This window comes from Dehalobacterium formicoaceticum (assembly GCF_002224645.1).
Classification (GTDB): Bacteria; Bacillota; Dehalobacteriia; order Dehalobacteriales; family Dehalobacteriaceae; genus Dehalobacterium; species Dehalobacterium formicoaceticum.
Genome location: NZ_CP022121.1, coordinates 2,507,151 through 2,521,236, shown reverse-complemented (window position 1 = coordinate 2,521,236; position 14,086 = coordinate 2,507,151). Strand labels below are relative to the sequence as shown.

Here is a 14,086-nt window from a genome sequence, read left to right as displayed (position 1 = left end):
TTTCTCGCTAAACCCCGCCTTATTGGCACCTTTACATGTATAATCAACCAGTTTCTTTTTTTTTGTCTGTTTTTCCCACGTTCATTCAAATAACATCCTTATCAATTACTTGAATCTTACATAATCTATCTTATTGTTTACTTATTGCTGAAGCATTTCAATAAATGCTGTCAATCTGGTAGAAAGCTGACCCACATCAGATTGAGAATAATCGGTTTCCACCAAGAGATAGGGTTTATTTTTTGTATCATTCACATATCTCTTAATGCCAAAACTCTCCACGTTGTAGGTATGGCAGGCCTGCAAGGTTACTTCCACGACACCGTCAATATTATATTCATCAATGATGCGATCCAATAATTGATAACGATACTTATCCGGTGCCATTACCGAACAACCGATTTTGAAATACCTCTCAGCAATTGCTTCATAAACATCTTCTTTTTCTTCATCAATTAAACGGTCATATTTTTTATAACCTACACAGTTCTCATAACCAACAACAACCGCACCGTTCTCTTCGATCGCTTTAATGACCTTTTCCGTAGCGCCGCCGATAGGGCATCCGGTAATTAAAATCCGAGGCATTTTGGCAATCTTGGGTTCTTCCCCGCGCTCATTTTTAATTTTTTCCGTAATGGCTTTGATCTCGTTAATTACCTGCTCCACATTAAAATTAAAAGAGCTGCCGTAAACAAGCTTGAACAAATCATGTCCCATGATGGGTACAGGATCATTTTTCATTAACTCAAAAAGGGCAGAAATAGCTTTTCTTTCTTCATTTCTTGTTTTGATTGCTGCACGCAGTTTATCTTCTGTGATTTCTACGCCGAATTTTTCTTCCAGAACCTCTTTCATTTTGATAACTTCTTTTTTCCACAGCTTGAAGCCCTCTTCATCCTGGGTATTAGGCAGCTGCATCACATGAACGGGTTTTATCTCACCCAAATATTCATACATTTTTTTCTTAGCATCGCAAGTGGTCTCCCCAACCACCAAATCGGAAAAATAGAAGAATGGACATTTATCGGTTTTAGCAAATCCATAACTGGATTTAACCAATGGACAAAGATTGCTGGGTAAATCTTTTTCTGCTTCCGGAATCGTTTCATCTGAAGTTGAACATAAACCAACGACAGATGCATTCATGGCTGTTGCCAATTCCATGGGAAAATAGGTGCAAAAGATACCGATTAACGGGATATTCTTTTCCTTTTGTGCTTTTGCCGCCAGAAAAGCATTCTGTCTCGCTTCGGCAAATTCCTCAAATATTTCTGGTAATTCTTTTCTAATTTCCATTTATACCACACTCCTTTTATTAGTAACCGCATTAATACCTAAACTCGCCTGGTTCAATACTGGTTCAACATCAGAAAATCATACATTATACAAACTGTATTTTAGAAATAGAGCATCGAACTTCATTATATCGGTGTACGAATGAATTTTCTAACAGATAGTTTTTATGATGATTCATTTACGAATAAGAAACTTTTATCAGGAGCATTCCGACCCCTTACCCGATAAATGTTTGATCTAAGATGTAATTTCATACTTCACCAAGAACCCTTTCATGGTTCACGAATCGTGCGAAATTTGTGTGTGTATGTTAAAATGGATCTAAAGATTGATTCAAAAGTTTTTGACTTCAAAAAACGGATCAAACTGCTCAACGAGTGGTTTGTAGACAATGGTTAAGTAATGGTAATGTGGAGAGGGGAAATTAGGTGTGCCGATTTTTTCTGTAATTGCATATTCAGCTTTGATTATTGCCATTGTGTCAACTTTTTTGGCTGTTAAAGGTAAGTATCAATTTTATTGGATTTCTGCCATGGGGATTTATATTTTCAGTTTTTTAGCAGGTTTTTCAATAGGACTGATAACAGTTGGTTTAACCTTTATACCATTAATTTTGGCGATGGGGCATTCGTTCGGGTGGATAAAAAACAAAAGGCACAGCATTATTTTTCTTTGTATAGGTATTATAATTGGATTTCTGATGGTGATGTTTATAGGTAGCTGGCTATTCTATCCGTTATTTCCACTATTCAATATCCTCTCGTAATAAGATCACCCACTCACCTCTTGACCTCGAATTGGCTCTATGGTTTAGTATGTTTGATAACGGTTATTCGTCGAGTAAACTGAACAATTCTTGCTGAGAATAAAAATTACGGATAAAAGGGGAAAAATGAAAACTAATTCAACCATTTTAAATCGAATCGTTGACAATATCGGAAAAGTGATTATGGGTAAAAGGGAAACGGTGGAGTTAGTCGTCATTTCCTTGGTTTGTAAGGGACATGTCCTGATCGAAGATGTACCCGGCGTGGGTAAAACCAGCCTTGTGTCAGCGTTGGCTAAATCTATCAACGCCTCGTTCAAGAGAATCCAGTTTACGCCGGATATTCTTCCTTCAGACATCACGGGGTTCACCCTATTTAATCAAAGGTCGGGAGAGTTTGAATACCGCCCGGGTACAATCATGAGCCAGATTATCCTGGCGGATGAAATAAACAGGACATCACCTAAAACGCAGGCAAGCTTGCTCGAAGTAATGGAGGAAAACCAGGTCACCGTGGATGGAAAGACCTATAAAGTTCCTCAACCCTTCATGGTGTTGGCCACTCAAAACCCTGTAGAGTATCTGGGAACCTATCCTCTCCCCGAGGCGCAGCTGGATAGGTTCTTCATGAAGCTATCCCTGGGGTATCCTTTACCCGCTGAGGAAAGCAAGATATTAACAACACTCCAGCTGGAAAACCCGATTGAATCCCTTAAGTCTGTAGCAGGCAGCAGCGAAATCGCCAGTGTGCAGCAGGAGGTCATAAACATCCATGTCGACCAAAGCTTAAAGGATTATATCGTAGCGATTGTAGGGCAAACACGCAATCATCCCGACCTGGTGCTTGGTTCAAGTCCCAGAGGTTCGATATCCCTGTTCAAGGCAGCCCAGGCGTGGGCTTATTATAACAACAGAAATTATGTTATTCCGGACGATATAAAAAGAATGGCCGTACCGGTTCTTGCACATCGGATCATTTTAAAGCAGGAAGCAAAGCTCAAAAAATTATCTTCAGAGGATTTGATAGCTTCGATCATGAATAGCACACACATTCCTATGGTGGAGTAAATGAGATTAAATCGGATTTTGTATGGCAGCCTGCTAATGCTGGCGTTCCTTTTTGTTTATTTCTATGGTGGCAAAATACCCTACATGCTGTTTTATACAGTTCTGGCACTTCCGGTTGTTTCGTTTTTGCTTAGTGCTGCGGGGTATTTCGGGTTTAAGTATGAGCAAAGCCTTAACAATAGTTCAGCGGTTAAGGGCGATAAGGTCACCCTTAAGCTTCAGATAGTCAACAGGAGCTTGTTTATTCTGCCTTATGTAAGTATCCAAATTTTCAGTGGCGGTTTGTTATCCCAAGAGTCCGTCATCAGGAATCTATCCTTACAACCTTTCAGCAAGAAAGAATTCTTTTATGATTACGTATACAAATATCGAGGATGTTACGAACTTGGGGTGAGTGGAATTGTAGTTCAGGACTTTCTTGGAATTTTCAGGCTTGTACGAAAAAATAAAATGCCTTTGCGTGTAACTGTGTATCCAAGGCTCATCATCATCGACAACATGGCCTTAGTCTCCCGTGATTTATCTGAACCAATCTCAAATCTAAGGAATTTACACGAGGATATATCGACAATCGAAGGAATCCGTAAATATAACTACGGTGATAGTATGTCAAAAATACACTGGAAGCTTTCAGCGAAAATGAACGAACTCATGATCAAAGAATATCAATGGAAGGCCGCTGAACGTACCCTGTTTATCGTTGATCTGAAAAGAAATCCTTTCACGCCAGACAGCAATGCTTTTATCGGGGACAAGCATATTGAGGCTATTGTTGCAGTATTAAGGTACTATATCCATCACGGCGTTGCAGTGAGGCTTGTTTATCATGACGAGGAAATTCGGTCCATGGACTGCAACAGTCCCTTAGATTTTGAAAATGCCTATCAAACTCTCGCCAAAGTTCAGTTTAACCAAAAGGTAAGTTTTACAGATCTTATCGAGGGCCAGATAGATTACGGTATTAATAAACCTGATATTCTGCTTTCTACCTCAAACCTGGATGATCGGCTTTATGAAACGATTTGCCGAATGAAATCAGTTGGTTATGAGATCAGCTTAGTCTATATATCCCCTGAAGAAATTATGGGTGAGAAAAAACCGGATACCGGGCAAAAACTTTCGGTACTGCCCGAGTCAGGGATCAGGGTATACCGTATCAACCTAAGGGATGAAATAAAGGGTGTTTTGGAATATGGAGGTCGATAAACGAAGTGAAAAACTGGATAAATCCTTGTATGAGTTATGTTATCAATTTAATTATAGCCGCAAGTTTGAGCTTTAGTTTTGTTTATGCTTTAACGTCAGCTTTAAGCATGACATATGAAGCGAAAGATGTATTTTTGCTGGTTTTCTTTGCTTCGATCCTATGCTCCATTGTTTTTATGAACAGGCTGTCGCAAAAGATCTTTGCGGGTGCTTTAGTTCTTATCGCAGCAGGTAGTCTTTTTTATTTTTACTTCAAGTCCTCGGCCTTTAAGCTGGTTTACAGCAAGACAATAGCCACCTTTCTCTGGCTCAAGAGCTATATCAACGGGGAAGTGCCACTGACACCGGAGTATCAATTATATACGTTGTTGGCCTTAAGTATCGCTATTTCACTGGCAGTTTATCTCTTTACGGTCAAAAAGTTCAATTTCTACGTTTTATTAGTCGGAGGGATGAGCCTATTTGCGGTGCAATGGATACTTGATTATTTTGTCAGCTTTCTCCCCTTTTATGTTTTTGTGTTACTGATACTTGTCTGTTATTTTAAATATATTTACGTAAGAAATAATGCAACCGTCCAAAGGACTTCCCGTCAAGCTCCGGCAGCCTTTTTGCTTCTTGCTGCTTTCATGAGCGCGCTGGTATTCCTATTTGCTTATTATATGCCTGCAAGCGATCAACCACTGGAAGGGGAATGGATGCAAGCAAAGCTAAATATCAGCAATACAGGGTATTTCGTAACTAGATCGACAGGTTTTAGTGAAGAGAGCTCAAGGCTAGGAGGGAATATCACTTTAGATGATACACTGGTAATGAAGGTGGATTCTCCCGAAGGGGGCATCTATTTAAAAGGAGCGATCAGGGATCTGTATACGGGCTCTTCATGGGAATGCGTCGATTCAGCCCTTACTGATCTAGGTGAGACCTTTCAACTAAATAAGTTTAATGCCGATTTATTGGCGACTTCTGAAGATATCAGGCAATTTTTTAATAAAATTTCTTTAAAAATAACGTATGAAAATCTAAGAACCAATACACTGTTCATTCCTGTAAAAACTGAGAGTTTAAAATTTGATACAGGACCGTTGAATCTTTTTCTGGATCCTTATGGTATGCTCTCCAGTGAAAATTTTCTGGGGCAAGATTTTAACTATAACGTAGAATTTTATAGCCTGAAGAAAAATAACGAAAGCCTTACCCAATACTTAAGAAACAGCAGCAGCCGCTACAACAGCTCCCGGTATTATCAGCTGCCTGCTGAGCTTCCGGAAAGGGTGAAAAGGCTTGCTCTGGAGATAACCTCTTCAACCAAGAATGATTATGATCGTGTCAAAGCGATCGAAGTTTATCTTGCCACAAACTACAAGTACACCTTGGAGCCTGGAACGACCCCAAAGGGGCGTGATTTTGTAGATTATTTTCTATTTGACCTCAAACAGGGCTATTGTACCTATTATGCATCAGCCATGACCGTTCTTACCCGCTCCCTTGGGATTCCGGCCCGGTATGTGGAGGGTTATGTTCTTCCTACACAACCGGTCGAAGGTACAACCTATGAGGTTACAAACAGTCAGGCCCATGCCTGGGTGGAAGTGTACTTTGAAGGATTGGGATGGATTCCTTTTGAACCGACCTCTCCTTTCTTAGAGAATTCAAATGTGGACAATGCTTCACTTGCTCAACCCCATACCCAACAAAACGGTGCGAACGATACGAACGACAATTCAGAAGTCACTGTGGCTTCTCCTGAAAGCACTGATTTCAGTGCAGACATTGGTGCACAGGTATTATGGTTTTTAATGATCGTTACACTATTTCTTTTGTTGCTGTGGGTTGCGGCCTTTTCTCCCCTTCGGCGCAGACTCCGCTTACTAAAGCTGCAAAGTCTCACTCCGGAGAAAAAAATAATTGAAATGTATAAATACTTTTTAAGGGCATTATCTGTACAAGGTTTGCCGATAAAACATGGAGAAACCCCAATACACTATGCACAACGTATTGATGAATCCTTAGCATTTAAACCTGGTTTTAATACCGTAACTGAAATTTTTCTTAAGGCGCGTTATAGCACAATATCAATTGACGAAAAAGAAATCCAGTTTGTCATTGATTTTTACAGTACATTTCCTGACCAATGCAAGGAAAGAACGAGCTGGCTAAGGTACATTGTTGTTAACAATATGTGAGGGTTGATCTAAGTTTTCATCAATATTGTTACTCACTTCATAGTCCTCTTGACATCCCCATTAAAAAAAACCCACAAGTTCAGCTTTCCTGCTAATCCTATGGGTTAAATATTTTCATTGAACATTAATTTCAACAATATTTAAAATGCTTAAACAAGAGGCTTTTGAATCAATGTGGCAAAAATAAAGTCATGAACATGTCCATCATTGCATGTCGTGGTGCCAGTAACTAAGTGAATGTGTTTTCCGTCAGCTAATTCGATATTTGGGCCGGTTGTTGCTCCTACTTCATGATGATGGTCCAAAAAATCAGTATTGGTTAGCAGTGTATGCACATGTTCTTTACAATTAATGGGAATCTTTTCACTGGTAACACCGGCAAAACGATGATTATGCCGATCATCATCTTCCTCAGCTAATTTAGTACTACCTAAAAATTCATGAGTGTGTGTTTGTTTTTGATTACCACAATTATTCTGTCTATCACGTTTATAATACATTGGGGTTCCTCCTTCCTTATATTTTATGGTATATCATATGCTGGACATGCTATCATGTTACAGAAGACAGAAAAATTCTCTTTATATCATGTCTATCTCTTACTGCACGACCTTTAAAACCAGGAAATTTAAAGAGGAGACATCGTTAAGATGTCTCCTCTTTGATGAAGATGCTTGCTTATTAGTTGTGCATACTATTCTAATTCTTCATTTGTATATTCGGCAGCCGCAGCAAAATATCTCAAACTCAATATATCTAATTTGATAGATAAAATGGAATCCCTGCTATCAGGAAAATGATGAATGTCAAGGTGAAACTAATTTACTGCTGCCATTTGGGGATCTGGATCATTGCTTTGAATAAATCTCCGTCGATTTCGATTTTAAAGCTGCCTTTTTGCAGTTCAATCAGGCTTTTGGCAATGGATAAACCCAGACCGCTGCCCTGGTTGCTTCTGGAGTCATCGCCCCTGGTGAAACGTTCCATTAATTCCTCGGCGGAAATGTTCAGTTCATAGGCGGAAATATTTTTAAAGGTCAAAGTTACTTCATTCCCTTGCTCTGAAATCTCAATATATACCCTGGATCCGCTCTGGGCATATTTAAAGATATTGGAAAACAAGTTCTCCACAGCCCGCCAGAACAATCTGCCGTCTGCTTTAATATATACCTTATCCTTGGGATGATTCAGCTTAAAGTCCAAATTACATTCCCGTATTTTATCATCAATTTCACCTAAACCTTGAGTGATTAAAGATATTAGTTCTATTTTTTCCAGGTGCGTCGGAATACTACCGCTGGAGGCCTTGGCCGCATCAAAGAGATCGTCCGTGAGTACCTTTAGCCGTTCTGCTTTCTGCTCCAGTATTTCGATATATTCTCTGGTCTTGACCTCATCCTTTTCATTTTTCAGTAAATCCACATAGGTGATAATGGAAGTCAAAGGGGTCCTGATATCATGGGAAACATTGGTGATTAGTTCTGTTTTTAAGCGTTCACTCTTCACTTCATTTGCTACTGCACGATTTAAACCGTCAGTAATACTGTTGATATCAGAAGCAAGCCTGGCCAATTCCCCATTCCCCGGGACTTGAATATTGTAATGAAGATCCCCTTCTTTAACCTTTTGCACCCCTTCCTTGATGGCATTATATTCCTTCACCTTTTGATGAGCCAGCCAGACAGCCGCACCAATAGTCACCGGAAAAATAAAGAAAGTGGCGGCCACCAGGAGGGGATATCCGATTACCACGATCAAAACCTTCACCGCCGTACTGCCGCTGTCATAGACATCCTTAAAGAAATGAAAGATCCGGTAAAAGATCACGAAGGTTAAACTATGCTTGATAAAATTTTTGATTTTAATACTTTTAATTAGTGAAAGAACTAATACCAGGCCGGCAGAACCGATGATCAAGGTTATAGCAAATATCACTTGATAAGTTATCCTCAGGTCATGTATTCCGACCATTGCCCCAAACCATGAAATAATCAAAATTCCGCACATGGCCAACTTCACATCATTGTAGATGCGATCAACAAAATTGATCTGAACCCTTCCTTCTTCCTCAGGACTTCTGCCGATTACAATTACCAGGTAAATGAATGAAAGTCCTAGCAGGATTAGGGAAACTGCAATTTTTTTGAAATTGTTTGCAGCAATGATTTTATTTTCCTGCCATTCAGCAATTCTCGGACTTAAAAATTCATCGCTGAACCCCACATAAAGCACATCATTTGCGCCTAAGTCCCTGCTGTTTGAGGTAAACCAAAAATAATAATTATTATCTTTGATTTCTTCCGGAAAAACCTTTTCACTAGCACCGTCAAACATAATATAAGCGGGGAAGGATTGAAAATAGTCTTGGCTCTTGTTTTGGCTGTTGGTTACCTCATTCCCCCATACATGAGCATAATAGAATATCCCTTTTTGATTTTCCAGCCGGCGTAGGGTTTCTTGGTATGCTTTTACTTGTTCCTGAACCAACTGGTTTTTTTTCGCCGCAATTTGAGCTGCATATTCCTCAACGAATATTTTATAGTTTTCCTGTTCCGTAAAATTTGGATTGTAATGTCTGGAGTTATCACGAAACTCCAAAAATAAATTATCTTTCAATTGGAGCAAATCATCTTCTCGAATTGCTCCGCCGTTTAAAATATGTTCCTCACTTTGATAAATTTGGGTAATGTCCCGCAGATCTTGCAGCACACCGCTGCTTTCAGCGGGAAAATCCGTACTTAGAAAATAGCTTTCTTGAAAAGCCGCCTCATAATCTCTGTTATTAAATAGTAGATAATTGGCGAAAATTGTAATGGCTGTTGTAAAACTTAATATGGCAATGATAAAAACAATGATTTTTGTAATTAATGAGTGGCTATATTTTTTCCACCTTATATCCAATTCCCCACACCACCTTCAAATAATTTGGCTCCTTCGGATTGATCTCAATTTTTTCTCTGATTTTTCTGATATGGACAGCCACGGTATTTTCCGGGCTGTAAGCTGTTTCTTGCCATACCTTTTCATAGATTTCATCAATGGAAAAGACCCGGCCCGCATTGGCCGTGAGCAATCTCAGGATCTTGTACTGCACAGGAGTTAGTTTTACTTCCTCTCCGTCCACAGTGATCATTTTGCACTCATCATCAACCACCAAGCCCCCGGTTTTAAAAACATTATTCCTGATTTCCATACTGCCCAGGGTGGTATATCTCCTCAGCTGTGACTTGACCCGGGCAATTAACTCCAAGGGATTAAAAGGCTTGGTGACGTAATCATCCGCTCCCATATTTAATCCGATGATTTTGTCCGTATCCTCCGATTTTGCCGAGAGCAAAATAACCGGGATATTTTTATCTTCCCTGATTTTTAAAGTTGCCCTGATGCCGTCCATTTGGGGCATCATAATATCCATAATAATCAGATGTATTTCATGTTCTTCCACAATATCCAGTGCTTCCAGTCCGTGGGATGCTTTATATACGTGGTAGCCTTCATTTTCTAAATAAATGGAAACCGCCTCCAATATTTCCTTGTCATCATCACATACTAAAATGTTCATGTGGAACCACTCCTCAAACTAAATTCCTTCAAATTATATCACACCCTTCTGTTCCTTACTCTAGGGTCATGATATCAATCAATTCTTAGGATCAAACGAACTTAATTCTTATGAAATTCTTAAGGCGGAAAGAAAAAGATGAAAAATATATGAAAAACATAAAATGACATAAAAAAACTGCCGGTCAAGGATTTTTCTCCTTTACCGGCAGTTAATTTTTGACGCAATTTTTGTCTTAAATTTCTCTGCGGTTTAACCGCAGGAGTCGCATCCCGAGCTGCAATCAGACTGATTGGGAGTCTTAATTTGAAATCCGCTGCCCATCTGGGAATCAATATAGTCGAGAACAGCACCGTTCAAAGCTTTTGCTGCATTTTCATCGGCAATCATCTTAACGCCATGAGCTTCCAGTAATTCATCATCAGGGTTTTTTGACTCTTCCAGAGCCATTCCGAAATTCGGACCGCCTCAGCCCATACCGGCTATGTATAATCTCAAGTAAGAATCTACTTTATTCTCGCCTGTCATAACCTCTTTAACTTTTTCAGCGGCGATTTCTGTAATTTCCATATCAATACGCCTCCTTCTTTGTCCAAAAGGACTATATAAAGATAATACATGATTATTCTTATAATGTCAAAGGTCATGATAAATAATTTTTATTTCAGTTTTTCTTTTAAAAGGTCATTGACCATATTGGGATTGGCTTTGCCTTTGCTCATCTTCATAATTTGACCTACCAAAAAACCCAGGGCCCTTTCCTTTCCCGCCCGATAATCTTCCACCGATTGGGGATTTTCTTTTAGCACCTGTTCCACCAAGGGCTCGATTTCCGATTGGTCAGAAATTTGCACCAATCCTTTTTCCTCCACAACCAGGGCCGCCCTTTTGCCCGTTTTAAACATTTCTTCGAAAACGGTTTTGGCAATTCTCCCGCTGATTACGCCCTGATCCATCAGTTTGAGCATCTCTGCCAGCATCCCAGGGCTTATAGGGCAATCCGAAAAGGTTTTGCCCTCAGCGTTCAAAAGCCGGGACAGATCCCCCATGAGCCAGTTGCTGATGATTTTCGCTTTTGGATATAAGGCGGCGCAATCATCGAAATAGTCAGCCATCGCCTTGGATGATGTGATGACCCGGGCATCATAAAGGGGCAGTTCATAATCCTTTATGAGCCGTTCTTTTCGGGCTTCGGGCAATTCCGGGAGAGATGCCCGGATTTCTTTCACCCATTTTTCGCTGATTACCAAGGGGGGCAGATCCGGTTCGGGGAAATAGCGGTAGTCATGGGCCTCCTCTTTGCTTCTTAAGGCAAGGGTGATGCCCTTTTCATCATCCCAGGTCCTGGTCTCCTGAATCACATTCCGGCCTTTCTCCACCACCTGGATCTGCCGTTCAATTTCATAATTCAAAGCCCGTTCCAAGGCACGAAAGGAGTTCATGTTCTTGATTTCCGTCCGGGTGCCAAAAACCCCACTACCTTTGGGCATGATGGAAATATTGGCATCACAGCGCAGGGAACCTTCTTCCATTCTGCAGTCAGATACCTCGGTGTATTCCAAAATGGCTTTTAATTTTTCCAAATAGGCCCGGGCTTCTTCCGGAGAACGCATATCCGGCTCCGAGACGATTTCCAGCAAAGGCACACCGGTGCGGTTGTAATCCACCAGTGAATAATCGGAGGAAGTTATGGTCTCCCCGCCGTGGGTCAGTTTTCCCGCATCCTCCTCCATGTGGATGCGGGTAATACCCACCCGCTTTTTGCCTTCCTGCACCTCGATATCCAGATGGCCGTCAAAACAGATGGGCAGGTCATATTGGGAGGTCTGAAAATTTTTCGGCAAATCGGGATAATAATAATTTTTCCGGTCGAACTTGGAAAATGAACTGATCTCGCAATCCAAAGCCAGACCGGCCTTGATAGCAAAATCCACGACCTTCTTGTTCAGCACAGGTAAAACCCCCGGCAAGCCCAAACAAACGGGACAGACATGGGTGTTGACATCAGCGCCGAAAGATGTGGTGCAGGAGCAAAATATCTTGGCTTTTGTTTTCAGCTCCGCATGGACCTCCAAGCCGATCACAATTTCATAGGCTGCACGGCTCATTTACCGGTCACTCCCTTCAGATTTGGCTTGATATTTCCCCAGCCGGCGGCTTTTTCATAAGCAAAAGATGCCTGAAGCAGGGTTTCCTCGCCGAAGGGCTTGCCGATGAGCTGCAAGCCCACAGGCAGATCCCGGACAAAGCCGCAAGGAACAGAAATGGCCGGAATACCCGCCAAATTGATGGGAATGGTTAGCACGTCGGATAGGTACATGGCTAAGGGGTCGTCCACCTTTTCGCCGTGCCGGAAAGCCGGGTGAGAAGCGGTGGGTGCCGCCAGGAGATCAAATTTTTCAAAAGCCCGGTCAAAATCCTGTTTCACCAGGGTACGGACTTTCAAAGCCTTGAGGTAATAGGCGTCATAGTAACCGGAGCTTAAGGCATAGGTACCCAGCATAATGCGCCGCTTCACTTCTTTGCCAAAACCGTAACGCCGCGTTTTCTGGAACATGGATACCACATCTTCCGCTTCCTGAGCACGATAGCCGTAGCGCACCCCGTCGAATCTAGCCAGGTTGGAGCTGGCTTCTGCTGAGGCAATGAGATAATAGGCAGGCAGGGCATATTCGGTATGAGGCATGGCAGCCTCCGCCACTTGTGCCCCCATACTTTCCATCAGCCGGATCGCTTTTTCCACACATTCCTTCACTTCCGGTTCCAGACCGGGGCCGAAATACTCCCTGGGCACGCCCACTTTCAGTCCCCGCAGCTCCCCGGTTAAGGCCGCCTGGTAGTCAGGCACGGGCATGGAGCTTGAGGTGGAATCTTTTCTGTCATAACCGGCAATAGCCTTTAGGACCAAAGCCGCATCCGTCACATCCTTGGTGATAGGGCCGATCTGATCCAGGGATGAAGCGTAGGCGATCAAGCCGTATCGGGAAATCAGGCCATAGGTAGGTTTCAGGCCGACGGTGCCGCAAAAGGAGGCGGGTTGACGAATGGATCCGCCGGTATCGGAACCGAGGGAAAAAACAGCCTCATCAGCCGCAACAGCTGCTGCCGAACCGCCGCTGGATCCGCCGGGTACCCGGCTTAAATCCCAGGGGTTTCTGGTGGCAAAATAGCCGGAGTTTTCCGTGGAAGATCCCATGGCAAATTCATCCATGTTGGTTTTGCCGCAGAGCACTGCTCCGGCCTGGGCCAGCTCTTCCGCAACGTGGGCATCATAGGGCGGGCGAAATTCTGCCAAAATCCGGGAAGCACAGGTGGTTTTAATGCCTTTTGTGCAGATATTATCCTTTAATACCATGGGTATGCCTGTCAGAGGACTTATAGTCTCTCCTGCGGCAATCCTGGTATCGGCCTTTTGAGCGTCTTTCATGGCTTTGTCACGCTCTACGGTAAACACCAGGGCTTTGACCTGATCTTCCACCACTTCTATACGCGCGTAAACATCAGCACATAGTTCCTGGGCAGAAATTTCTTTCCCGATCAAGAGTTCATGCAGTTCATGAATAGTTTTTTGATAGGAACTCAAGCTGAACAATCCTCCCTTTTATTTCATGCAATTATTTTAAACAATCCGGGGCACTTTAAACTGGCCTTTTTCCGTATTGGGCCCATTTTCCAGCACCGCTGCCCGCTCCAGGGAAGGGTATACCTCATCCTCACGTAAAACATTCTGCAAGGAAAGAACATGGGCTGTGGGCGGGACATTTTCCGTATCCAGTTCCTCCAGCTTGTCGATATGGTTCAAAATAAGATTCAATTGTTCCGTATACATTTCTTTTTCTTCCTGAGACAATTCCAGCCGGGCCAAAAGGGCCACATGTTCCACGTCTTTTATGGTTATCAAACTTTCACCAACCTTCAGATTTGATCAATATCAATATATTATAGCAAAGTCATCATCAAAATAAAAATAAAAACGGATAAATTCGAGTAAATTTTGGG

General features: G+C 42.0%; 12 protein-coding genes. 4 read left to right on the top strand and 8 right to left on the bottom strand.

Annotation, left to right across the window (positions count from 1 at the left end):
• Positions 1-141: 141 nt before the first annotated feature.
• Positions 142-1,299 carry a double-cubane-cluster-containing anaerobic reductase gene (locus CEQ75_RS12100; protein ID WP_089610968.1) on the bottom strand — a complete coding sequence of 386 codons (1,158 nt, stop codon included), beginning with the start codon at positions 1,297-1,299 and terminating at the stop codon, positions 142-144.
• A gap of 430 nt (positions 1,300-1,729) precedes the next feature.
• Here CEQ75_RS12100 and CEQ75_RS12095 point away from each other — a divergent pair, with 430 nt between their 5' ends.
• The 4 genes from CEQ75_RS12095 to CEQ75_RS12080 all read left to right on the top strand — a co-directional run bounded on the left by CEQ75_RS12095 (position 1,730) and on the right by CEQ75_RS12080 (position 6,525).
• A complete protein-coding gene (locus tag CEQ75_RS12095) occupies positions 1,730-2,065 on the top strand; it encodes a hypothetical protein (protein WP_089610966.1) in 336 nt (111 codons plus the stop codon).
• Between the two features lie 126 nt (positions 2,066-2,191).
• The gene (locus tag CEQ75_RS12090; RefSeq protein WP_089610964.1) at positions 2,192-3,133 is read left to right on the top strand and encodes an AAA family ATPase; all 942 of its coding nucleotides are present in this window, start codon (positions 2,192-2,194) and stop codon (positions 3,131-3,133) included.
• An 18-nt stretch (positions 3,134-3,151) separates the two neighbouring features.
• On the top strand, positions 3,152-4,339 hold the full coding sequence (locus tag CEQ75_RS12085) for a DUF58 domain-containing protein (RefSeq protein ID WP_157677445.1): 1,188 nt from the start codon (positions 3,152-3,154) through the stop codon (positions 4,337-4,339).
• Between the two features lie 29 nt (positions 4,340-4,368).
• Positions 4,369-6,525 (top strand): transglutaminase TgpA family protein, encoded by a 2,157-nt coding sequence (locus CEQ75_RS12080; protein WP_157677444.1) that lies wholly within the window; start codon positions 4,369-4,371, stop codon positions 6,523-6,525.
• A 149-nt stretch (positions 6,526-6,674) separates the two neighbouring features.
• Here CEQ75_RS12080 and CEQ75_RS12075 read toward each other — a convergent pair whose 3' ends face one another.
• The 7 genes from CEQ75_RS12075 to gatC form a co-directional block, all read right to left on the bottom strand.
• Positions 6,675-7,025 carry a YmaF family protein gene (locus CEQ75_RS12075; RefSeq protein ID WP_089610958.1) on the bottom strand — a complete coding sequence of 117 codons (351 nt, stop codon included), beginning with the start codon at positions 7,023-7,025 and terminating at the stop codon, positions 6,675-6,677.
• Between the two features lie 322 nt (positions 7,026-7,347).
• Complete coding sequence (locus CEQ75_RS12070) at positions 7,348-9,426, bottom strand: HAMP domain-containing sensor histidine kinase (RefSeq protein WP_089610957.1); 2,079 nt, start codon at positions 9,424-9,426, stop codon at positions 7,348-7,350.
• Positions 9,401-10,087, bottom strand: a complete 687-nt coding sequence (locus tag CEQ75_RS12065; protein ID WP_089610954.1) for a response regulator transcription factor — start codon at positions 10,085-10,087, stop codon at positions 9,401-9,403. Before CEQ75_RS12065 ends, CEQ75_RS12070 begins: the two co-directional genes overlap by 26 nt.
• Before the next feature lie 252 nt (positions 10,088-10,339).
• Positions 10,340-10,657, bottom strand: a complete 318-nt coding sequence (locus CEQ75_RS19380) for an iron-sulfur cluster assembly accessory protein (protein WP_089610952.1) — start codon at positions 10,655-10,657, stop codon at positions 10,340-10,342.
• 89 nt (positions 10,658-10,746) lie between these two features.
• Positions 10,747-12,195 (bottom strand): Asp-tRNA(Asn)/Glu-tRNA(Gln) amidotransferase subunit GatB, encoded by a 1,449-nt coding sequence (gene gatB, locus CEQ75_RS12055; RefSeq protein WP_089610950.1) that lies wholly within the window; start codon positions 12,193-12,195, stop codon positions 10,747-10,749.
• Positions 12,192-13,670, bottom strand: a complete 1,479-nt coding sequence (gatA, locus tag CEQ75_RS12050; protein ID WP_089610948.1) for an Asp-tRNA(Asn)/Glu-tRNA(Gln) amidotransferase subunit GatA — start codon at positions 13,668-13,670, stop codon at positions 12,192-12,194. The genes gatB and gatA overlap by 4 nt, the downstream gene beginning before the upstream one ends.
• Positions 13,671-13,706: 36 nt before the next feature.
• Positions 13,707-13,988 (bottom strand): Asp-tRNA(Asn)/Glu-tRNA(Gln) amidotransferase subunit GatC, encoded by a 282-nt coding sequence (gene gatC, locus CEQ75_RS12045; RefSeq protein WP_089610946.1) that lies wholly within the window; start codon positions 13,986-13,988, stop codon positions 13,707-13,709.
• Positions 13,989-14,086 lie beyond the last annotated feature (98 nt).